At 40.9% G+C, this 21,208-nt stretch carries 18 protein-coding genes, 1 pseudogene and 1 riboswitch; of the genes and pseudogenes, 5 read left to right on the top strand and 14 right to left on the bottom strand.

Going from position 1 to position 21,208, the window contains the following annotated elements; genetic code table 11:
• Positions 1-18 precede the first annotated feature (18 nt).
• The 6 genes from CUU64_RS13520 to rlmD all read right to left on the bottom strand — a co-directional run bounded on the left by CUU64_RS13520 (position 19) and on the right by rlmD (position 8,297).
• On the bottom strand, positions 19-1,002 hold the full coding sequence (locus CUU64_RS13520; RefSeq protein ID WP_101634149.1) for an NAD(P)H-quinone oxidoreductase: 984 nt from the start codon (positions 1,000-1,002) through the stop codon (positions 19-21).
• A gap of 735 nt (positions 1,003-1,737) precedes the next feature.
• On the bottom strand, positions 1,738-2,697 hold the full coding sequence (locus CUU64_RS13515; protein ID WP_101634148.1) for an aldolase catalytic domain-containing protein: 960 nt from the start codon (positions 2,695-2,697) through the stop codon (positions 1,738-1,740).
• A gap of 332 nt (positions 2,698-3,029) precedes the next feature.
• On the bottom strand, positions 3,030-3,737 hold the full coding sequence (locus CUU64_RS13510) for a M48 family metallopeptidase (RefSeq protein WP_101634147.1): 708 nt from the start codon (positions 3,735-3,737) through the stop codon (positions 3,030-3,032).
• A gap of 29 nt (positions 3,738-3,766) precedes the next feature.
• Positions 3,767-4,264: a YehS family protein gene (locus tag CUU64_RS13505; protein WP_101634146.1), complete on the bottom strand. Its 498-nt coding sequence runs from the start codon at positions 4,262-4,264 to the stop codon at positions 3,767-3,769.
• Between the two features lie 1,231 nt (positions 4,265-5,495).
• Positions 5,496-6,509: a tRNA dihydrouridine synthase gene (locus CUU64_RS13500; protein WP_101634283.1), complete on the bottom strand. Its 1,014-nt coding sequence runs from the start codon at positions 6,507-6,509 to the stop codon at positions 5,496-5,498.
• A gap of 408 nt (positions 6,510-6,917) precedes the next feature.
• Positions 6,918-8,297 carry a 23S rRNA (uracil(1939)-C(5))-methyltransferase RlmD gene (gene rlmD, locus CUU64_RS13495; RefSeq protein ID WP_101634145.1) on the bottom strand — a complete coding sequence of 460 codons (1,380 nt, stop codon included), beginning with the start codon at positions 8,295-8,297 and terminating at the stop codon, positions 6,918-6,920.
• A 242-nt stretch (positions 8,298-8,539) separates the two neighbouring features.
• On the opposite strand from rlmD, the gene CUU64_RS13490 reads away from it, so the two are divergent.
• Positions 8,540-8,755 (top strand): methionine aminopeptidase, encoded by a 216-nt coding sequence (locus CUU64_RS13490; RefSeq protein WP_101634144.1) that lies wholly within the window; start codon positions 8,540-8,542, stop codon positions 8,753-8,755.
• 452 nt (positions 8,756-9,207) lie between these two features.
• Here the strand turns inward: CUU64_RS13490 and CUU64_RS13485 are convergent, their stop codons facing one another.
• The gene (locus tag CUU64_RS13485) at positions 9,208-10,122 is read right to left on the bottom strand and encodes a diacylglycerol kinase (RefSeq protein ID WP_101634143.1); all 915 of its coding nucleotides are present in this window, start codon (positions 10,120-10,122) and stop codon (positions 9,208-9,210) included.
• Positions 10,123-10,487: 365 nt separating this feature from the next.
• Between CUU64_RS13485 and CUU64_RS13480 the strand changes: the two genes are divergently transcribed.
• The 3 genes from CUU64_RS13480 (at position 10,488) to CUU64_RS13470 (ending at position 13,738) form a co-directional block, all read left to right on the top strand.
• Positions 10,488-11,780 carry an ABC transporter substrate-binding protein gene (locus tag CUU64_RS13480; RefSeq protein WP_101634142.1) on the top strand — a complete coding sequence of 431 codons (1,293 nt, stop codon included), beginning with the start codon at positions 10,488-10,490 and terminating at the stop codon, positions 11,778-11,780.
• A 225-nt stretch (positions 11,781-12,005) separates the two neighbouring features.
• Entirely contained in the window at positions 12,006-12,878 is an 873-nt protein-coding gene (locus CUU64_RS13475; RefSeq protein ID WP_180954610.1) for a carbohydrate ABC transporter permease, read from the top strand.
• Entirely contained in the window at positions 12,875-13,738 is an 864-nt protein-coding gene (locus CUU64_RS13470; protein WP_257985522.1) for a carbohydrate ABC transporter permease, read from the top strand. Before CUU64_RS13475 ends, CUU64_RS13470 begins: the two co-directional genes overlap by 4 nt.
• A 148-nt stretch (positions 13,739-13,886) precedes the next feature.
• On the opposite strand, the gene CUU64_RS13465 is transcribed toward CUU64_RS13470, so the two are convergent.
• From CUU64_RS13465 to gatC, 7 genes and pseudogenes are all read right to left on the bottom strand, one after another.
• Positions 13,887-14,288 (bottom strand): RDD family protein, encoded by a 402-nt coding sequence (locus tag CUU64_RS13465; protein WP_101634140.1) that lies wholly within the window; start codon positions 14,286-14,288, stop codon positions 13,887-13,889.
• A 120-nt stretch (positions 14,289-14,408) separates the two neighbouring features.
• On the bottom strand, positions 14,409-15,011 hold the full coding sequence (locus CUU64_RS13460; RefSeq protein WP_101634139.1) for a hypothetical protein: 603 nt from the start codon (positions 15,009-15,011) through the stop codon (positions 14,409-14,411).
• Positions 15,012-15,244: 233 nt separating this feature from the next.
• A pseudogene (locus CUU64_RS23145) lies at positions 15,245-15,325 on the bottom strand (hypothetical protein); the annotation flags it as partial.
• 5 nt (positions 15,326-15,330) lie between these two features.
• Complete coding sequence (locus CUU64_RS13455) at positions 15,331-16,203, bottom strand: methyl-accepting chemotaxis protein (protein WP_180954601.1); 873 nt, start codon at positions 16,201-16,203, stop codon at positions 15,331-15,333.
• A 184-nt stretch (positions 16,204-16,387) separates the two neighbouring features.
• Positions 16,388-16,472: riboswitch (cyclic di-GMP riboswitch) on the bottom strand.
• Between the two features lie 242 nt (positions 16,473-16,714).
• Complete coding sequence (gatB, locus tag CUU64_RS13450; protein WP_101634137.1) at positions 16,715-18,145, bottom strand: Asp-tRNA(Asn)/Glu-tRNA(Gln) amidotransferase subunit GatB; 1,431 nt, start codon at positions 18,143-18,145, stop codon at positions 16,715-16,717.
• Positions 18,146-18,157: 12 nt separating this feature from the next.
• Positions 18,158-19,615, bottom strand: a complete 1,458-nt coding sequence (gene gatA, locus CUU64_RS13445) for an Asp-tRNA(Asn)/Glu-tRNA(Gln) amidotransferase subunit GatA (RefSeq protein WP_101634136.1) — start codon at positions 19,613-19,615, stop codon at positions 18,158-18,160.
• Positions 19,616-19,627: 12 nt separating this feature from the next.
• Entirely contained in the window at positions 19,628-19,918 is a 291-nt protein-coding gene (gene gatC, locus CUU64_RS13440) for an Asp-tRNA(Asn)/Glu-tRNA(Gln) amidotransferase subunit GatC (protein WP_101634135.1), read from the bottom strand.
• A 444-nt stretch (positions 19,919-20,362) separates the two neighbouring features.
• Between gatC and CUU64_RS13435 the strand changes: the two genes are divergently transcribed.
• On the top strand, positions 20,363-20,869 hold the full coding sequence (locus tag CUU64_RS13435) for a hypothetical protein (RefSeq protein ID WP_101634134.1): 507 nt from the start codon (positions 20,363-20,365) through the stop codon (positions 20,867-20,869).
• Positions 20,870-21,208: the final 339 nt, after the last annotated feature.

The following is a 21,208-nucleotide window of genomic DNA, read 5'->3' as shown; positions in this document are numbered from 1 at the left end:
CCTTTTGATCTACATTGCTTAACGAGAAATCTTTAGGATTACCTTGCCAGTGTTTTTGTTTTTGGCAAGATATTTGTGAGCCTGGGTGACTTCTCCCCAGTCATACACTTGATCTACAACGGGCTTGAGTTCCCCTGTCTCAAATTTTGGCAGCCATTCTGTTGCAAAACCTTTGCTCAATTGAATCTTGTCTTCCAGTGTCTGAGAACGAAGGCTTGATCCGATAACACTGATTCTCCGTTTAATCAATTCCCACAGTGGTACTGCATCGATTTCCCCACCGCCCATGGCCCCAATCACGATAATTTTCCCATCTAGTGCGATAGAAGCGAGATTGTCCCTCCAATAGGGTGCACCGATACAGTCAAGAATCAAATCGACCCCTCTTTGCTCTGTCCATTCCAGTATCTTCGGGGCAAAGTCTCCTTCTCCCTGAATGACGAAATCAGCACCGAGTGACATACAGAAATCAACTTTTTCTTTTGACCGAACAGTGATAATGGATTTGGCACCTGCCTGTTTTACGAGCTGAATCGCTGCCGTACCAACACCACTAGCTCCGGCATGAATCAACACCACCTGTTCCTTCTTCAAGCCCCCTAACTTACACAAATTCAAATACGCTGTCAGGAAAACTTCCGCAATAGCAGCGGCTTGTTCAAAACTCATGCCTGCTGGAATCGGCATGGCCAAATCTGCCGAAATCGTCACTTTTTCGGCATAACCTCCTCCTGGCAACAGGGCAAAAATCCGGTCTCCCACCTTCCAATCAGTGACCTCTGAACCTAGCTCCTCAATTACTCCGGACATTTCTAACCCGAGAATCTCAGTCGTTCCCGGCGGAGGAGGGTATAATCCCTGCATTTGGAGAAGATCCGCTCTATTTAGGGCTGTGGCCTTAACACTAACCAGAAGTTCATTTGATTTAGGAACCGGGTCTGGACATTCACCAATAAACATTTTTTCTGGACCACCGAATTCTTCATATAAGATTGCCTTCATTTGATCACCTTTTTTATTTTTTAAAATTGAAACCTGTACAAATTTTTGAAGATTGAGGACTTCAAAGCTATCACCGCCATATGGCTTGATAGGTAACTAGCATTTTGGCGACGCATAATGCCCTCGTAACTAGATAGGTATTCTACAATTCAGAGAAAATTGAAAACTTTTGCTGGAAGTAAGTAATAGGTAGAAGCAGATAATAGGAGAATCATAAATTAGGAGCCTTATCGAAATACTGAACATAGGGTACAGAAGTTTTTTTACTTTAATTAAGCGTTTTCATTCCAATTTCTACTTATCATATATGATAGTTCACCTCCTAATTAAGATTTATGGGCTAAAAGTAGAACTTAGAACAAGTTATTAAACAGTTTAATTTCATATAACTTGAAATAATCAGCATCAGTAAGGGCCATGTAGCATTCTAATGATTGATGACATTTACGTTTAGTTATTCCGGTTACTTTAAGAAAATATTTCGAATGTTTCTAGACAAAAAAACAGCTGAGTGGTCAAAATGCACCTTTGCCACTCAGCTGTTTACCTAATATTATAACAAGAATGTATTACAACAACCTTACGCATATCCAAACTGGATGTGTACTTGTCAGATGTATGGTGAGTTTCACAATTCACCTTTTTCGAAAACGAATATCAAATACTGTAAACTATATTCATTTCACATACTAGTTTCTTTTGATACACCAGCTAAAGTTGAGTTATTTTTCCAATCTACTTTGACGCTGGGGCGATAGGAGCTTCAGGTGTGGTTACCTTATCGTAAAAATCTACAAAATTATCCCGATCATCGCTGTCTCGGTATGCCATGGCCACTCGCGGATGTTCATTAAGGACACCAGAGATCATGTAGGGGATAATATAGCCCCACTCCCACTTTTGGCGCATCTCTAGCATGTGCTTTTCAATGACTCCAAGAACCGGCTTAAGCTCGTAGCTCGGTTTTTGTATGTAGCTAACCAGAAGCTCTGTGTTACAGTTACCCGCTGCACGACCCATGCCATAAACAGATGAATCAAGGAAAGTAACCCCATTTTGATATGCAGCCAATGTATTGGCGAATGCCAGTTGCATATTGTTATGCGTATGGATCCCCAGTTGTTTATTAGGAATCAACTCTTTAAACTTCTTCACTTGATGTTCAATATCCGCTGGGTCTAAGCTTCCAAATGAATCAACGATATATACAACATCTACAGGGCTTTTTTTCACCATATCAAAAGCTTTAATAAGCTGCTGTTCAGGAACACTGGATAAGGCCATAATGTTGAGTGAAGTCTCATAACCCAAATCATGGAACAGTTGTACAAGCTCCAAGCCTTTATCCACTTCACGGATATAGCATGCCACCCGAATCATATCCAGGACACTTTGCTCACGGGGAAGGATGTCATCTGGATCTACTCTTCCAATGTCCACCAACGCAGAAAGCTTCGTAAACTTTTTCTCAGGAATAATTTCTTTCAAAAAATGATCATCCAGAAATCTCCACGGATTGGGCTCAGACACGTTCAGAAGCCTGGCAGAATTTTTGTATCCAATCTCCATATATTCAACGCCGGCCGCACTTAGGCCATTATACAAATCCTGAACAAATTCGACGCTGAAATCCCAATTGTTTACTAAACCTCCATCACGGATGGTACAGTCTAAAATTTTGCTATGATGTTCCATATTTGTAACCTCCCCTTGTTATTCTGCTGACTTACTCAAACATAGTTTTATCTATGCTTATATCATGATACATATAAAGACGTCAAACTTAAATAGATTTTACTATATAGAATCTGAGCATATAAGTAAAGTGGGACTCTTTAAGGATAAACTAGTAAGGGGAGAAAAAGATTTTTTTTATGGGGAACAGTCTAGAAGAAACAAACTCCACATGCCCAGAGAGTTATTTGGCAACATATAAAATGCTGGTGAGTTATTCCTTCCCCTTCCCCACACTGATCAACTGTTAATTTTTTTCTGGTTGCGTTTTGTACCTGGCTTGCTTGGAACTGCTAAACAGTCATTTTCCAGCTTGATAAAGTCAACCAGTTTTCTTTTTCCTTATAATTAGGCATTATTTTACCAACTAGGCGCCAGAAGGATCGGTCGTGATTAAGATGAACCATATGGCACATTTCGTGAACGACTACATAGTCGATTACCTCCCGTGGTGCCATTGCGAGTCTCCAATTAAATGTTAACTGCCGTTTTGAATCGCAGGTTCCCCAGGCTGTTTTGCTATCTGAGATATGAACAGAACGTGGTTTTGTTTTGAAATGACTTCGATAGGAGGATATGCTTTTTTCCACTAAAGCTTTACACTGCTGGTAATAAAAACGTTTTAAAGCTTGTTTTATTTTTTCAGCGTCATACTGCTTTACATATATATGTAACTTTTCTTCTTTAAACATTACATGTTCTTGCGTTATATTTATATCTTGAAAGATCTCTATTGGATAGGTATTTCCTAAATAAAGAAAACTCTCGCCATACTCATAGACCTTTTTCTGTGGCCCAAGCATCCTATCTTTCATTTCTTTTATTTTTTGCTGAATAAGATCCCATTTTTCCTCTATTACCTGCACCACTCTATCATCAGGTGTCCCTTTTGGAGCCTGGATCTCAATATTTCCATAACTATCTACCGTAATTCCTAAAGATGTTCGATTTTTGTACCTGATTTCAAAGCGTATTGTTTCACCTGAGTAGGTATGTATCATGTGATCACCTGTAAGCCTTCTTTAATACATTATCCTCTGTATTTGACAGCCAACCCTTTTAAGAAATTCCTGGCGTATTTATCTCCGCATTCTTTATAATTCTTATGCCCTTCTTTTCTTAGTAAAGCGCCAAGTTCTCCTTTTGAAACCGTGAGTCCTGCTTGTTCGAATATATCCAGCATATCATCAGTAGTTAATGCTAATGCTATTTTTACTTTCTTTAACAGGAGATTATTAACATTCGCACTTTTCTTAGTAGACGGTTCTGGGGTATCAGGCTGTCCTGGTTTAGGCTCTTGTTTTCCTCTTTTAAAAATAATAAAACCATTTAAAAATGAATCCAACATACTATTATTACATTTTATTTGGTCGATGCTTTCTGGTTCATCCTCGTCTGATTTTGTGAGAATCTTTATTACTTCTGGTACTGTTACATCCACGCCTCCAAGTTTAAATATTTCTGCCATTTCTTTATTTTTTATTTCCATAGCATATCTCAGTCGAATTAATATATCGTTATTATCCACAATAAACCTCCTATGTATAAATTAGTGCCTTTCATCGGTGAAACAGGGCTTATAATTAAAACATTGCATTTTCCCGTGTTGTAGTATCAATGGATAGTCATACGCAGATTTAGTATGCTTTTATTTTTCTCATCCTATAGTATTAAAGCAGCCAAAACAAGCTAAAGTATTGCTGCTTATATTATATACATACAGAAACCTAAGGAGTCCCAACAAAACCACTGCTATATGTAGACGATTAATATAACGCTTGATGTAGCGGTGTTCATCTATGTAAATCTGCTTGAGTTTAGTATGTTATGCGTACAGATATTGAAGAACTTCTTTATTTTACGTTTTCGAAAGCTGGTTCTGAAATACTTCGGACTTGAAAAGCATGAAAAACATGCATCCGATGAGTTTACACCGTTAGCATAAATGTTTATTTAAACGTAGACAAGAATACAAACCTGCTATTCTTAACTTACATATATTGTCTCATCATAGTGACAAATCGTATTTTCATGTGCTTGGTCCTAATGCTTCTGGGTTTTAGTATAACGCCTTTACTCGAAGATTCATGTACAATTCCGAATCTGACGCCTCTAACAAACTAAAGAGTAGTTTTCCACCCTCCCGGTTCATTCCATTTTAGCACAGTGTTTGTTGAAGAGAACTGCCCCGCTCCTATTCTGAGTTAGCCAGTTTTTCTCGTTGTCCTCTTTTTATTTTAAGGGGTTTAGTTTTTCGGTAGCGACTAAGACCGTCACCGCCAATCGAAATTAATATAATACAGCTGGTAATAACAAGATATATTTATAATTAGGGTGAGAAAGGTCCAAGAAACCGGCCAGAACATAATAACTTTGTTATTCCGTTTCAAAAACATAAGAAGGCAACCCCCATAAGGGCTAGTTGCCTGCCTTTCAAATTAGTTGTGAGACGCACTCAACGTGTGTGGACTGTAATGGACAACACAAGGGGTGTTGGTGATTTTACAACAAAACTAAAGGAACCCGTATCATCTGTCCGTTAGCAATATTTCATATAAGACGCCAGTTTTGCTGTGTTTTTTACTTGTAGGCTGATAATTCATCTAAAATAAAGAAGCAATAACGTGCGTTTGAACAATTATTCGGTTATTAGTATACACAGTAGTAATTAATGTTCCTTTACCAGGGTGTCTTAAATCACACCAGCCAATTAACTGCTTTGTATAAACTCTAACTCTTTGGGGGCCGGGCACACCAGTTTAACGGCCTACTTCGCTTTTACCTTGAATTGCGACACTTCTACTGTTCCCCATTCCATAAAGATTCATTGACCCAAAGTTATCGAGCATTACACGCACTTCATCTGTTGACTCTGTGCTCATTAATTGATTTCTTAAATCACTTGCCCCTCGAAATCCTTTGACATAGATCTTAAAAAAGCGATGCAGAGCCTTGAACGAACGCAGCGAATATTTATCATGAAGATCGAGATGCAGCCTTAAGAGATCAAGCAATTCCTTACTGCTATGATCTTTCGGCTCCTTTTCAAAGGCAAATGGATTATTGAAAATACCACGCCCAATCATAACCCCATCAATACCGTATTGATGAGCGAGCATTAAGCCAGTTTGACGGTCAGGGATATCCCCATTGATCGTCAAGAGTGTATCTGGTGCTACCTGGTCACGAAGCTTCTTAATCTCCGGGATTAGTTCCCAATGAGCATCTACTTTGCTCATTTCCTCTCTTGTACGCAGATGAATAGAAAGATTAGCAATGTCTTGTTCCAATATGTGTGTCAGCCAATCGTGCCATTCGTCTATCTCCGTGTAGCCAAGCCTTGTCTTTACACTTACCGGCAATCCTCCTGCTTTTGCTGCTTGTATTAAATCTGCCGCAACATCCGGACGAAGGATAAGGCCGCTCCCCTTCCCGTGCTGTGCTACATTCGGTACAGGACAGCCCATATTGATATCCACACCCCGAAACCCAAGTTCGGCCATACCAATACTCATTTGCCTAAAGTATTCAGGCTTATCTCCCCATATATGGGCTACAATTGGCTGCTCATCCTCTGTAAAAGTCAAACGCCCGCGCACACTTTGGTTCCCCTCTGGGTGACAATAACTCTCCGTGTTTGTAAACTCTGTAAAAAACACATCAGGTCTGGCTGCTTCACTCACTACATGGCGAAAAACAACATCCGTCACATCTTCCATTGGTGCCAGTATAAAAAAAGGTCGTGGTAAATCACGCCAAAAATTATCTTTCATATTCAAATTCAAATCCTCTCATTATGGGATACGAGGCCAAACCCTTCTCCCAAAATTAAAAAGCAAAATGCCCCTGCTTCTTTTACACTTATACCATGCTTAAGAACTTTTTATCAAACTGATCGGAAATGTTTATTTTCATGAAATCGGGGTTTGTCTCGGAAATGTTTATTTTATCTTGACAATCTCTGTACAACCAAAATATCTCTTGCTAAAATCCACCCCATTAACCAGTATTCCACTGTTCGAGTTAAAATAAAGTTTTGCTAAAAAAGACTGAAAAAAAAATTGAAAGAACACTGGATTGACAAGGGTTTAACAGGAAAAAGACCCCGAATTCGCAAAAGTATTTTTTAACGAATCAGGGTCAGACTGGCAATTGTCTATTTTAACTAGCAAGAGCATTTTTTAATTAGACATCTTCAATTCCAAATTCGTCACGACTTCTACATGTGTAGTTTGCGGAAACATATCTACCGGCTGCACTTCAAGAGTTTTATACCCGCCATCCTCAAGAATTCGTAAATCTCGAGCCAGTGTGGCTGGATTACATGATACATACACAACTTTTTTTGGTTTCATTTCAATAATCGTATTTAGCAAAGCCTCGTCACAACCCTTCCGTGGCGGATCCACTACCAGAACGTCAGCTTTATTCCCTTTCTTATACCACTCTGGAATTACAGCCTCTGCCTCCCCCACCGCAAATTCGGCATTCACCATGCCGTTCAAATCGGCATTCCTCCTGGCATCCTCGATGGCTTCTGGGACGACTTCGACCCCAAAGACCCGTTTTGCTTTTTGAGCTAAAAACAGTGATATTGTTCCAATCCCACAATAAGCATCAATGACTGATTCCTCACCTGTTAATCCAGCATACTCCAATGCCTTATCATACAAAACCTTGGTTTGATCCGGATTGACCTGATAGAAAGACAATGCGGAGATAGCAAATTTGATGTCGCCAATATAATCATAAATCACTTCATTTCCCCACAGGACTTTCGTCTTTTCACCTACAATCACATTCGTCCGCTTTGAGTTTATATTATGAACAATGGATTTTATATGCGGCAGCCTGGAAAAAATTTCATCGACGATTTTATTTTTCTGTGGAAGCTCTGCTGTTCGGGTGACAAGCACAACCATAAGCTCGCCGGTTGTTCTTCCGTAGCGGGCCATGATATGGCGAAGCACTCCTTTGTGCGCTGCCTCATCATATGGCTGGATACCTAACTCGCTGCAGATTTCCTTAACGGTCTGAATAGCTTCATTGACAGCAGGGTGTTGGATTAAGCTTTCATTTGTATCAATGATTTCATGGCTGCGTGGCTTAAAGAAGCCTGCTATCAGCTTGCCATCCTTCTCCCCTACCGGCACCTGAGCTTTATTCCGGTAATGCCAAGGTTCCTCCATACCTATAATAGGATGGAATTTGACATCCTCCAGCTTGCCAATACGCGCAAGTACTTCACGCACTTGCTTTTCTTTAAAATGAAGCTGGCCTTCATAGCTGATGTGCTGAAGCTGGGTTCCTCCGTATTTGTGAGCTTCCTCTACCGGTATATCAATCCGGTGTTCACTTCTCTCATAAAGCTGGACCAGCCGGCCAAATCCGTACCCTTTACCTGCTTTTATTACTTTAATTTTAGCCTTTTCTCCAGGGAGGCCATTTGGAACAAAGATGGGGTATCCGTCCACCTTGGCCACTCCAGCCCCGTCATGGGTCAAATCCTCAAACAGAACATCTATACATTCATTTTTAGCAACAGGTGCTGTTTTTTTCATCTTATACTTCCTTTTCTATCAAAATCTCCGAAGGACGTTCCGCTACTTAGACTGAAAGTATTTTATCACATATCGCACCATCGAAACAAAATAGCAAAAATTCTTTCCGGGCTTAGTCACAAAATGCCGCCCTTTTTCATAAATAGTAGTAAGAAGAAGTTTTATCCTGGAAACCACTTGTATGTGATGTATAAAAATCCTATTTATATGCAAAATATTAACAAATAGGTGAGGTGAGTAGAATGGGATTATTCAGTGCCATTTCAGCATGGAACGCAGCCAGATACGCCAAGCATGTTTCCAATATGGAGGAAAAAGGGATGTGTCCTGATTGCCGCGGCAAAGGATTTAATGCCTATGCACCAAATGAATATTACTATTCTCACGTTTATGACTGTTCCGGCTGCAACGGGACGGGCACATTTGCAGATTGGGCTGAAATGAATGCGGAAATATAAAATGTACAATCCTACATTGGTAAAATAAAAGGACTGAGCCGCCATACAAGTTGTAAGGTAGCCTGGTCCTTTTTTTAATTGGTAACCCACCCATATAGATTCATTAGTTTTGGACCAGAATTATACCCGCTTCTATTTGAAAATGGCGCAAACCTAGAACCGAATACTGCGTGGACACTACTTCCCTGCCTGCAATATCCTTAGGCTTTGACATAGCTTTAGTTGAGGATGGCCACACCACCACAGACGGGATCATTCCAGGGGAATCCATCATTAAACATCATAACCACACCTTACGCACCGATAGGAATCAGACAGGAAAATAAATGTGCTCCCATCTAATAAAATCACTTTCGGCTAGATAGTATAAAAGAGTAAAACCTATCTCTACAGGAATTAGAGATAGGTTTTTGAATTGAAAGAAGAGCTGGTCCGCCACATCTTCCGCATATTTATTGATTAGCTGGGTCATCAGGTAAAACACCTGCTGGGACAAATACGTCAAAATGACGGTATTGGTTCACGAATTCCGCCGGGGCCAAACCGCCAAATTCCCCATCTAGGTTCAATTGCATTTTCTCCTTGGACGTTACTTTAATTCTATTTGCTTTTTCATAAATGACGTTTCTGTCATTTATATGTTCGCCGCGGATTGCTAAACCTGCAATCCGGATAAAATCGGCGAGGTTTGTTTTTTTCAGAATCAGCATGGTGAACATACCGTCATTCAGCGAAGCATCCGGTGCCAATTTTTCAAAGCCCCCGACAGAGTTCGTGTTCGCAACCAAAAATAGCATAATTTCCCCTTCAAACAGCTTTCCGTCATATTCGATGGAAACTTCGGTCGCCCTGATGGATGGCAGCATTTCCATTCCCTTTAAATAGTAGGCAAGCTGCCCAAGCATTGTTTTTAGCTTGCTTGGCACTTCATATGTTAATTCTGTCAGGCGTCCGCCGCCCGCAATGTTTATAAAGTATTTGTCATTCATTTTTCCAATATCGATCGGCATTGTATGGCCTGCTGCAATAATATCGATTGCCGTTTCCACAGACCGCGGTACATGGATAGCCCTGGCAAAGTCATTTGTTGTTCCAACAGGGATAATGCCTAGCTTGGGCCTTTTCTCTGCATCCGCAAGACCGTTGACAACCTCATAAATGGTCCCGTCACCACCGGCGGCAATCACAATATCGTATCCCCGTTCAATTGCGATCCGTGCCGCCCGGGTTGCATCACCTTCCCCGGTTGTTGCATGGCAGGATGCTTCATAACCGGCAATCTCCAGCTTTTCCAGCACTTCAGGCAGATGCTTCTTTATCGCTTCCCGCCCCGATGTCGGATTATAAATTAATCTTGCTCTTTTCATTTTCCCATCATCCTATTAGTAAGAATAAATAATTTCCATAATTTTCATGTTACCGATTTAGGCTTCAAAAAGCAATGAAACAGGTCTAAATCCTCAAGGTCCAGATCCTCAGTGGGTTTCTATGTAAAATACATAGGTAGTTCTACTTTGGCTCCTTCCTATATTACCTCTATCACCGCCGCTAAATCAAATATAAGAATGTTTGGCAATTGCCTGTTGAAATTGTTAAGGAAGTCCTATAAACCCGTTCCTAAATCAGCACCATTCGTCAAAATTAGATAATTTTTTACAGGTTTTGCAATGTGATGGCGGGGTATAGAAGAGAGGTCGCAAGTTATATATCAAAAAATGGGGGAAAAGACAGCATGAAAAAAGGATTTCATTTAGGTATCATTCTTCTTCTACTATGCAGCCTCGTTTTATCAGCTTGTTCAAACAATACCGAGGCTGAAGGAACAAATAAAGACGGAAAGGTAGTAGTCGATTTCCAGACATTCTGGGGTTCAGAGACAAGAAGGCCGGTTATTGAAAAAATTGTCGATGATTTTAATAAGTCCCAGGACAAGATTGAAGTAAAACACACTTTCGTCCCATGGGGAGATATTTGGACGAAGAATACGGCAGCTGTAGCAGCTGGCAATCCTGCCGATGTGATTGTGAATGACATCAATACAGTGGCACACCGTGCAAAGAATGGACAATCGGAAGACTTATCCCAGTATATAAACGAAGATATTAAAAACGACTTATATCCTAACCTTTGGGATACCGTTCAATATAAAGGAAAGTTCTATGGAGTTCCTTTTACTACCGATACTCGGGTTTTATTCTATAACAAAGATGCTTATAAGGAAGCCGGGCTGGATCCTGAAAAGCCGCCAAAGACATGGAAAGAGCTAGAAGAGCACGCGAAGAAACTGGACGTTAAAAAAGGAAGTACGTATGAGCGCATCGGTTTCTATCCTACATGGGGCAGCTTTGGTGCCGGCAGCTGGATGGCAAATGCTGATGACGGAAAAGGCTTCTTTGAAGGCAATAAAATGTATATTAACACACCGAATAAAGTAGAAGCACTAAAATGGGTTGCCAATTGGCACGATCGTCTTGGCGCGAAGAATGTACAGGCTTTCGAAGCAGAGTTTGGCAGCGGCCAGACCAACCCATTCATTTCTGAAAAAGTAGCGATTTGGACAGACATTGCAAGCTTCTATACACAAATCCGTGATTCCGGAAAAGATATGAACATTGGCATTGCGCCCATCCCTGCCTTTAAAGAGGGCGGCAAACATTGGAATGAAGGCGGCGGCTTTGTAATGGAGATCCCTAAAGGGGCCAAACATCCGAAAGAAGCAGCCAAATTCATCGAGTACTTAGCAAGTGAAAAAGCACAGAAATACTGGGCACAGAAGAATTATGACAACGTAGCGAATAAAAAAGCCGCCGAAAGTGTTGCAAAAGAATTTACTGGTGAGGAGAAGCTAGTTTATGAACAAGCGTTGCGAAACCTTGAGGATACACGCTTCCACCCGGCACCAATTGATTATCCGGACTATGCAACACGTGTAGAGCCGCAGCTAGAAGCTGCCATAACGGGGAAAACAACTCCGGAAAAGGCTTTGGCTAAAGCGGAGAAGGACGTAAAGAAACTAAAAAAATAACGCTATCTAATTACCTGGAAAAAAGGGAAGTCATCTGGCTTCTCTTCTTTCTATAGCGAAAGGAGCTTTATGATGAGTGAAACTATATTAAAAGAGCAACAATCCAATGCGATGTCGATGCCCGAATCATATGCTCCACAAAGGGGCATCGAACGAGAGCCAGTAGTTTCCATTCCAAAAGCCGAACGCAATAGAAAAAGGCGAGCAGGAAACACTGAAAACCTGATGGGTTATTTATTCATATCCCCCTGGCTTCTTGGCCTGATATTTTTAACAGCCGGCCCTATGCTATTTTCCCTATATGTTAGTTTTACAGATTACAATATTACCTCACAAATGAACTTCATTGGTTTGGATAACTACAAACGCATGTTTACAATGGACGATTTATTCTGGACTTCATTATGGAATACCCTTTATTTTGTCATATTTTCCGTCCCGTTAACAACAGCGGGAGCCGTATTTATTGCGGTACTTTTAAACCAGAAAATCCCCGGCATGAAAATATTCCGTACCATTTACTATCTGCCGGCCGTACTATCTGGGGTAGCCGTTTATTTCCTTTGGATGCAGCTGTTAAGCCCTACTTCAGGCCTCATTAACACGATTCTTGCCTGGTTCGGCATCCAGGGCCCTTCATGGCTGTTTGATCCCCAGTGGACAAAGCCTGCTCTAATTATCATGAAGCTCTGGAGTGTCGGCGGCGGAATGCTCTTATACTTGGCAAGGCTCCAGGGTGTATCCAATGAATTATATGAAGCTGCAGACCTGGATGGCGCCAACGCTTTCCAAAAGTTCTGGCATATTACCCTGCCTATGCTGACACCTATCATTTTCTTCGACATCATTACAAGTACCATTGCCTCCTTCCAGATATTCCAGGAAGCATATGTCATGACTCAAAATGGTGACGGCGGCCCAGGAGGCTCATTATTATTCTTTAACCTCCACATGTGGAATAAGGCATTTGAAGCGTTTGATATGGGCTATGCTTCATCAATGGCGTGGTTCTTATTCGTAATCATCATGGTTCTCACTATATTTAACCTTAAATTCAGCAAAAAATGGGTCCACTACGATGGAGGGGACAACAAGTGAACAGCAATGTAAAATTCTATCAAACTATCAAATTCAGGCGAACTGTTAAGAATACCATCTTACTCGCTGTCTTGATACTCGGAAGCCTGATGCTCCTAACGCCGCTCTGGTGGATGGTGTCCACTTCCTTGAAGACACCAGCGGAGATTGCTCAGCATCCTCCTGCTTTTATACCCGAGACCTTTCAGTTTTCTAATTATATTGAGGCCTGGCAGACTGGACCGTTTACCCGCTGGGGCCTTAACACACTATTTATTTCTGTTGTGGTCACAATCGGCAGCGTATTAGTGAATTCTTTCGTTGCCTATGGCTTTGCCAAAATCCGATTCAAAGGAAGAGATACTTTATTTGTCATCATCCTCGCAACGATGCTGATTCCGGGATTTGTTACACTAGTCCCGCAGTATATGCTTTTCTCGAAGCTCGGCTGGGTAAATACTTATTTGCCCCTGATCGTTCCGTCTTTCTTGGGAAGTGCCTTTTTCATATTCCTGCTTCGGCAATTCATGATGACCATTCCGAAAGAATTCAGTGAAGCAGCCATCATGGATGGAGCTAGCCATTTCAGGATTTGGTGGCATATTATGCTGCCGTTAACGAAACCCGCCCTTATTACGGTAGGTATTTTCGCCTTCAACGGTGCTTGGAATGACTTATTAGGACCATTGCTCTACCTGAACGATGAAAATCTGTATACATTGCAGCTTGGATTGCAAACTTTCAAAGGCAGCGTCCAGGTACAATGGCATTATTTAATGGCCATGTCCGTGACGATCCTGCTTCCAACCATATTGGTATTCTTTATTTTCCAGAAATTCTTTATGAACGGAGCTAATATTTCATCTGGTACAAAGGGGTAAACTAGAGTTTTCAACACCCGAAGATTAAAAATCTCTATTAAATCGGAAGAATTGCATAATATTACAATCACACTTTACTAAAAAGGGGAACTCTGTAATTTCAAGTCCCCTTTTTTTTCGCATTAAGTTTCTCTAATTTCCTTCAACTTTAAGGCTTATCATACGTAACATAAGTACCTGCAATCAGATCATGCAGTGATCTTTTGTCTTTCCGAAGCCCCACCATAAAAGCACTGGCAATAATCCCAATTCCTAAAGTCACCGCATAAACAAGTCCTGCAACAACCGTACGCATTAACATGGATCCAATTCCTAGTTTCTCTCCACTTACCTTAGCAATGCGTACACCCATTATTCTCTTCCCCACTGTATATCCATACCATACAACCGGAATGATTAATGAATAAACAATATTCCCGCCGGTTGTAATGGCATTCTCCTCCCAATTCACTGTGATTACATAACTAATCAAGGAAAGTGGTACACCAATGATAATGGCATCCAAAATAAGGGCAGCCAATCGTCTCCAAAATCCAACTGGATTACTCATATTTCCGCCTCCCAATCACTAAAAATAATTATTTGTATTTTATTATACTTACAGTCCCATTTTTCCTCGAAATCACTCTGCTGAATTATGAGATTTCTCTGCCCGGTAGAAGAGGATTCATTATTTTATCCTGCATGAAAATACATAAACATTTTCATTATCCTGAAGCAGACTTTTACTAGAAGCACTATCCTCCAGGGATGAAGTTCTAGTTTCCAGCTTATTGATATTTTCGATATATGCCCCAACTACTCTATATTTGTTGTGTACTTCCGTTTCTTCCGTAATGGATACTTTGGATGAAGCGGCCTGGCTTGACTGTACTTTTTCCAAAGTTGCCGACGCCCTGGAGCCATCACCAGCTATAAAAAACTCTCTCCAGGTTTTGCTTTCCATAGTTAGATCTTTGATTCCGAAAGAAATACGAGATGTTCCTGCTGATAAATCAAATGAATTGGAAACCAAGCTCTGTTTTAGTTTTCCATTTTGGTAATGTTCCACTTTTGCTTCAAAGATTCGGTTGCTGTTTGAGTTAATCTCATAGATCAGTATGTTGCCAGCATTCGCAGAAACTAAATTTAATAGTTTTACTTCCTTAGAAGCTAGCTTATAAGGCGTAATTATGACGGAGCTTTCTTTTCTACTGGGCTTTGTTTCATCCTGTGCACATCCGGTGATTGCCAGAATCACAATTAAACAGTATAGAAATAGCCTTATTTTCACAGCCTCACTCCTGCCTACGGATTTATTTCCCTTTTTCAGAAATTATAACACACACCCTAGGGGTCTATTTAGTTCAACTTCAAAAGGCTGTACCACGAGTAAAGTGATACAGCCTTTGATGTTCAGTGATAGTTATACTTCTCCGTTTAGATTAAACGCTAAAACAAAGAGGAATTAAAAAGGAAACTTCCTATATGGGTCTGAATTGAAACCCACTTGGTTACCGTAAATTCTTAAACAATCCATGGGATTCCAAACCGTCCCAATCCACTAGCTTTATTGCTGCCAATTGGCAAGTTGGGATGTGCATTTACTATACTTAACTTTTAATAATCCGTTCAGCATACTCCGCCAGGGAGTTCGTATTATGATTAATTTCCTGCATGGTGGCTGCTAGTTCTTCAAGGGCAGCCGACTGGCTTTCTGATTCTGCATTACTCTTAGATACGGACTTATGCAGCTGTGAGATAAGGCCATTAATTTTTGAAACAGTGTTTCTGATTGTTTCGGTGTGTTCCTTGGAATTGCCAGCCATTTTACGAATTTCCTGTGCCACAACCGAGAAACCTTTGCCATAATCACCCGCCCTAGCAGCCTCTATTGATGCATTTAGGCCAAGTATCTGGCTATGGTCTGAGACTTCCCTCACCATTTTCGCTACTTTTTCTATTTCCTGCACACTTTGTAACACACTATTGGATTGCTCGGAAATAAAATACATCGTTTCTGAAAAAGAAGTCACCGATCCAGCTAATTCCTGTATAGTTGCCGTAACCTGTTCCACTGCCACGGATAACTTCGATGCAATATCATATAAGTTGTTATATTGCTCCAGGGAACTGGCAACCCCTACAGCTCCTATAGCAATTCCGTCCTGATCAAATAAAGGTATTGCATTAGCCTGTACAGGAAAACCAAAGACTTCCTTAGGTAAAATTGTACTCTGCATTTCTCCATCACGAACAGCTTCATACATTCCATCGCCTGTTTGAAGGATATATCCATCGCTCAAAGGCGGAATTGTTTTTGATCCTACACTCACTAACAATTTATCCGTATCAGAGACACCTATGGTTAGATCCTGGGGAAACAAATCGTTTAGAAGTGGAGCAGCTATCATAAAAGCCGCAATAGTAGGATGTAAATCTTCACGTAGATTCCTATCATGTTTGCCATTCAATAAACTTTGCATTATAAAATCTCCGTTCTTTTGATAGTTTGACGCTAGTAAGCAAAATATCATAAAAATACAGGAAAATGCACATAAGGAGTTAGAAATAGACTTTTCTGCCCGGGTCGTCGTCAAAAAAAAAAACGCCAGAAGCTGGGCGTACTTAGTTTTCATAACAAACTTATTCCCTATTTCTTAAGTACCTTTTGGCAGCCCGACTGTCATAGCAATAAATCCTTAGACTCATAGCTTTGCGTCCTTATCTTTCAATAAGTTTGCCTTTTCACTTGTTACCTAAAATGTTAATTCTTTCGTTCTAATATTTCAATATCTTTCCATGACATAAATTAGGACATAATACCCATTGCACCTTCATAGATTCTGATGATTCATACTTTAAAACAGCCGTAGTATTTTTATAAACAAAAGGCTGGACCACTAATGTGATCCAGCCTTTTGTTCACTAATATGATTTTATTCAGTTTAACCGCCTGTTTCCCACTCTTGTAGAGCTTACAACAAGAGAGTTTTCCTACCTTTTTTGTATCTCTTCAAGAAGAATTTTATTAACAAGCTGCGGGTTGGCTTGTCCCTTTGTAGCCTTCATGATCTGGCCCACAAGGAAGCCGATTGCCTTCTGTTTACCAGCTTTAAAATCTTCAATGGATTGCGGGTTGTTGTCTAGCGCTTCGCTGACGATCTTCTTCAGCGCACCTTCGTCTGAAATTTGGACCAGACCTTTTTCTTTCACGATGGTTTCGGCATCCCCGCCGTTTTCCACCAGTTCCTTAAAAACTTGCTTGGCTATTTTGGAAGAAATCGTGCCATTTTCAATCAGCTTGATCATCCCTGCCAATGCTTCAGGCGTCAGCGCAACCTCATGCAGTTCTTTTCCTTCTGCATTTAAATAACCGGAAAGTTCACCCATGATCCAGTTGGAAGCCTGTTTTACATCGGCCTCTTTTGCAACTACCGATTCAAAGAAGTCAGCCGTTTCCTTCGTTACCGTTAAAACAGCGGCATCATAAGCAGGAAGGCCAAGCTCCTCAACGTAGCGCTGCTTCCTCGCATCCGGAAGCTCCGGAATTTCCTCACGAATACGCGCTTTCCAATCCTCATCAATATAAATGTTTAAAAGATCAGGCTCAGGGAAATAACGGTAATCATCTGAACCCTCTTTCACACGCATTAATAATGTTTTGCCTGTTGACTCCTCAAAACGGCGTGTTTCCTGTTCAATTACGCCTCCGGAGCTTAATACCTCTTCCTGGCGCTTTTCTTCATACTCCAAACCTTTCCGGACAAAGTTAAAGGAGTTTAGGTTCTTTAGCTCTGTCTTTGTTCCGAATTCCTTTTGGCCCACTGGACGAAGCGAAATGTTTGCGTCACATCTCAATGAGCCCTCTTCCATCTTACAATCGGAAACTCCCGTGTACTGGATGATAGACTTCAGTTTCTCCAAGTATGCATACGCTTCATCTGGAGAAGAAATATCCGGTTCAGATACGATTTCAATCAGGGGTGTTCCCTGGCGATTGTAATCACAAAGTGAGAAGCCGTCCCCTGTATGGGTCAACTTGCCGGCATCCTCTTCCATATGGATGCGCGTTATCCCGATTTTCTTTTTATTTCCATTTACCTCAATTTCAATCCAGCCATGCTCGCCGATTGGTTTATCAAATTGAGAAATCTGGTAAGCCTTTGGATTATCCGGGTAAAAATAGTTTTTTCGGTCGAATTTCGTTTCGGTCGCAACTTCACAGTTTAATGCCATTGCAGCTTTCATTGCATAGTCCACGACTTTCTTGTTTAAGACAGGCAGCACGCCTGGGTAACCAAGGTCTACTACAGACGTATTTGTGTTCGGTTCAGCCCCGAAATGGTTCGGACTGGCCGAGAATATTTTGGAATCTGTTTTAAGCTCAACGTGAACTTCAAGTCCAATTACCGTTTCATATTTCATTATTTTCACCCCTTACAGCTGCGGTCTTTGTTTATGGAAGTCAGTCGCCTGCTCAAATGCATGGGCAGTGCGGTAAATTGTGCTTTCGTCAAAATGCTTTCCGATGATCTGCAAGCCAAGCGGAAGTCCATTCGCGAAGCCGCATGGCACTGAAATCCCCGGAACACCGGCAAGGTTTACCGGAATTGTCAAAATATCGTTTGCATACATCGTTAATGGGTCACTGGTTTTTTCGCCAATCTTAAAAGCAGGAGTCGGCGTTGTTGGGCCCACAATGACATCATACTTTTGGAAGATGTCTTCAAAGTCTTTCTTGATAAGGGTACGGACCTTTTGGGCTTTCTTATAATAAGCATCATAATAACCTGAACTTAATGAGAAGGTACCAAGCATGATCCGGCGTTTTACTTCATCTCCAAAGCCTTCTGCACGGGTCTGCTTGTACATCTCGATCAAATTCGCTGCATTGTCGGTACGGTAACCATATCGAACCCCGTCAAAACGGGAAAGGTTTGCGGATGCTTCAGACGAAGAAAGCAGATAATAAGTAGCCAAGGCATACTTAGAGTGAGGCAATGAAACTTCTTCCCATGTTGCCCCAAGCTTTTCGAGGACCTTTAATGCTTCAAGAACAGAGTTTCTCGCTTCTTCCCCTACACCTTCACCAAGATACTCTTTAGGCACCGCAATTCTCAAACCTTTGATATCCCCTGTTAAGGAATTCACAAAATTTGGCACCTGCACATTGGCCGAAGTGGAATCCATAGGATCAATGCCTGAAATCGCTTCAAGCAGATAAGCATTATCTTCCACTGTATTCGTGATTGGTCCAATTTGATCAAGTGATGAAGCAAACGCAATCAAACCAAAACGGGAAACGCGCCCGTAAGTAGGCTTAAGGCCGACAACACCACAATATGCTGCAGGCTGGCGAATCGAACCTCCTGTATCAGAACCAAGGGAAAATAAAACTTCGCCCGCTGCAACAGAAGCAGCTGAACCGCCTGAAGAACCTCCTGGAACATACTCAAGATTCCACGGGTTACGGGTAGCCTGGTAGGCAGAATTTTCATTGGAAGAACCCATTGCAAATTCATCCATGTTCAGCTTGCCGACGGTTACAGTCTCCGCCTGCTGAAGCTTTTGGACAACCGTTGCATCATAAATTGGGTCGAAATTTTCTAGAATCTTGCTGCCTGCGGTTGTACGAAGGTTTTTCGTCACAATGTTATCCTTGACGCCTATAGGCATTCCGAATAGGGTGCCTTTCCCTTCACCTTTTGCTAGTTTTTCGTCCAGCTCTTCTGCTTGTAATCTAGCTTGTTCTTCATTCAGTGTCAGAAACGATTTTACCTTGTCTTCCACCTGGCCAATCCGCTCGTACGATTCATTCACGAGGTCAGATACGGATATTTCTTTTTTATGTAAGAGCTCATGAAGCTCTGAAACTTTACGCTCAAACAATGACATGATTTCCCCTCCTTAATCCAAAATAGATGGAACACGGATTTGTCCATCCTTGCTATCCGGTGCGTTTTTCAACACTTCTTCAACCGGAAGCCCCTTGTTCGGGATATCCTCTCTCATGACATTCTTCATGTCCAGGACATGAGATGTCGGTTCGACATTCTCTGTATCAAGTTCATTCAATTGCTCAGCAAAAGAAATGATTTGATCTAGCTGTTTTGTGAACAATTCTGTTTCTTCTTCAGTTATTGCAAGCCGTGCCAGATGGGCAGCATGCGTAACCTGCTCCTTAGTAATACGTGACACTTTCTCCACCTCCAAAGCATATGCGCAGTTATTAAAAAAGCGGCTTAATTCCTGAACCGGTAAGCCGTCATTCAACCTATTTCAATTTAACAAACACAACTACAATTATACAGGAAATTGTCAAAAAACAATAATATAAATCATAACAAACTTTTGACTGTTGAAGCAACTAGGACTCCATGATTCGAATAAACACCTCACGTTTATCCAAAACATGTAGTTTTACCCAAAATCAACTGGTATAATTTCGGAAAAACAAAAGAAAGGAATCGCTTTCGTAAAATTACTATTAAAAGCATCATCAGTCTTATTGCCCTGTTCCTTTTGTTTACTAGTGCTTCGGAAACCCAGGCAGCGGTCCAAGTTACAGAACGCAGCTGGGGATTCAATGTAAAAGATCGTAACGGTTCTAATTATCAAGTCCGTGTAATGGGATTCGCACCAATGAAAAAAGCAACTCAGACCGATGCTTGGTCAGGTGTTAGCCCTGGAGATGTTTTGTATAAAGGGAATTACCACCTTAATTTGCTTAGAACCGGGACTAAACCAATGGTCATTTATACTGGATTTCAATATAAAAACTATACTTACAATTTAACAAGGAGAATGATATACACCATTCCTTTTAAATACAAAAGTCAACCAGACTTATTCGCAGTTGCAGAAACTGGTTCATCGAATTGGGAAAATGTTGATTTATTCTATATTCAAAACGGAAAACTAAAAAAAATGAGTGAGTCTAATTTTTACAAGTCCTTTGGATATACCCTTCGGCCAATGAATATAGGTAAAAACAAATTCCGAACTGCTGTTTATAATAATGCTGCACGAAAATGGGATGTTACTGATTATGCATTTGACTATAATAAAGGCAGCTTAACGCAGGTTCAAAAGAAAAGTTATCCATACGAAAATACTGTAACAAAGAATTGGAGAAAAGATTGGCGATAAAATGCCTACAAAAGAAAACACACTCCCCCTATCTACTGGCTGGAGTGTGTTTTTGTATTTGTTAAGCGGTGTTTATTTTGCAATAGTTCGAGGTAAACATGATTGTTGATGTTCTGTGTTTTCTATTTCATCTAATAGCTGCCTGTTCATTATGAAATAACTCTTCCATCGGTTTATTCTCCACTACCTGTTCAAAAATCTTTCGCCTTGTGTCGAATTACTCTGTTAGACACTCGGTTATTATCGGGAAAAACCGCAAATATTGTCTGGGAAATAAAAAATGACGCGCGTTCTTATATAAAAAACCTTCCGACATAGTAAGGGAAGGCCCGTCTTACA

The sequence above is a fragment of the Bacillus sp. V5-8f genome, assembly GCF_002863565.1.
Taxonomy (GTDB): Bacteria; Bacillota; Bacilli; order Bacillales; family DSM-1321; genus Peribacillus.
This window is presented reverse-complemented; position numbering and strand designations above follow the sequence as displayed.

Bases quoted from the DNA above. Each gene is read 5' to 3' on its own strand.
- CUU64_RS13520 (WP_101634149.1), bottom strand. From the start codon at position 1,002: ATGAAGGCAATCTTATATGAAGAATTCGGTGGTCCAGAAAAAATGTTT.
- CUU64_RS13515 (WP_101634148.1), bottom strand. From the start codon at position 2,697: ATGGAACATCATAGCAAAATTTTAGACTGTACCATCCGTGATGGAGGT.
- CUU64_RS13510 (WP_101634147.1), bottom strand. From the start codon at position 3,737: ATGATACATACCTACTCAGGTGAAACAATACGCTTTGAAATCAGGTAC.
- CUU64_RS13500 (WP_101634283.1), bottom strand. From the start codon at position 6,509: ATGAAAGATAATTTTTGGCGTGATTTACCACGACCTTTTTTTATACTG.
- rlmD (WP_101634145.1), bottom strand. From the start codon at position 8,297: ATGAAAAAAACAGCACCTGTTGCTAAAAATGAATGTATAGATGTTCTG.
- CUU64_RS13490 (WP_101634144.1), top strand. From the start codon at position 8,540: ATGGGATTATTCAGTGCCATTTCAGCATGGAACGCAGCCAGATACGCC.
- CUU64_RS13485 (WP_101634143.1), bottom strand. From the start codon at position 10,122: ATGAAAAGAGCAAGATTAATTTATAATCCGACATCGGGGCGGGAAGCG.
- CUU64_RS13480 (WP_101634142.1), top strand. From the start codon at position 10,488: ATGAAAAAAGGATTTCATTTAGGTATCATTCTTCTTCTACTATGCAGC.
- CUU64_RS13475 (WP_180954610.1), top strand. From the start codon at position 12,006: ATGGGTTATTTATTCATATCCCCCTGGCTTCTTGGCCTGATATTTTTA.
- CUU64_RS13465 (WP_101634140.1), bottom strand. From the start codon at position 14,288: ATGAGTAATCCAGTTGGATTTTGGAGACGATTGGCTGCCCTTATTTTG.
- CUU64_RS13455 (WP_180954601.1), bottom strand. From the start codon at position 16,203: ATGCAAAGTTTATTGAATGGCAAACATGATAGGAATCTACGTGAAGAT.
- gatB (WP_101634137.1), bottom strand. From the start codon at position 18,145: ATGAAATATGAAACGGTAATTGGACTTGAAGTTCACGTTGAGCTTAAA.
- gatA (WP_101634136.1), bottom strand. From the start codon at position 19,615: ATGTCATTGTTTGAGCGTAAAGTTTCAGAGCTTCATGAGCTCTTACAT.
- CUU64_RS13435 (WP_101634134.1), top strand. From the start codon at position 20,363: ATGAAAAAAGCAACTCAGACCGATGCTTGGTCAGGTGTTAGCCCTGGA.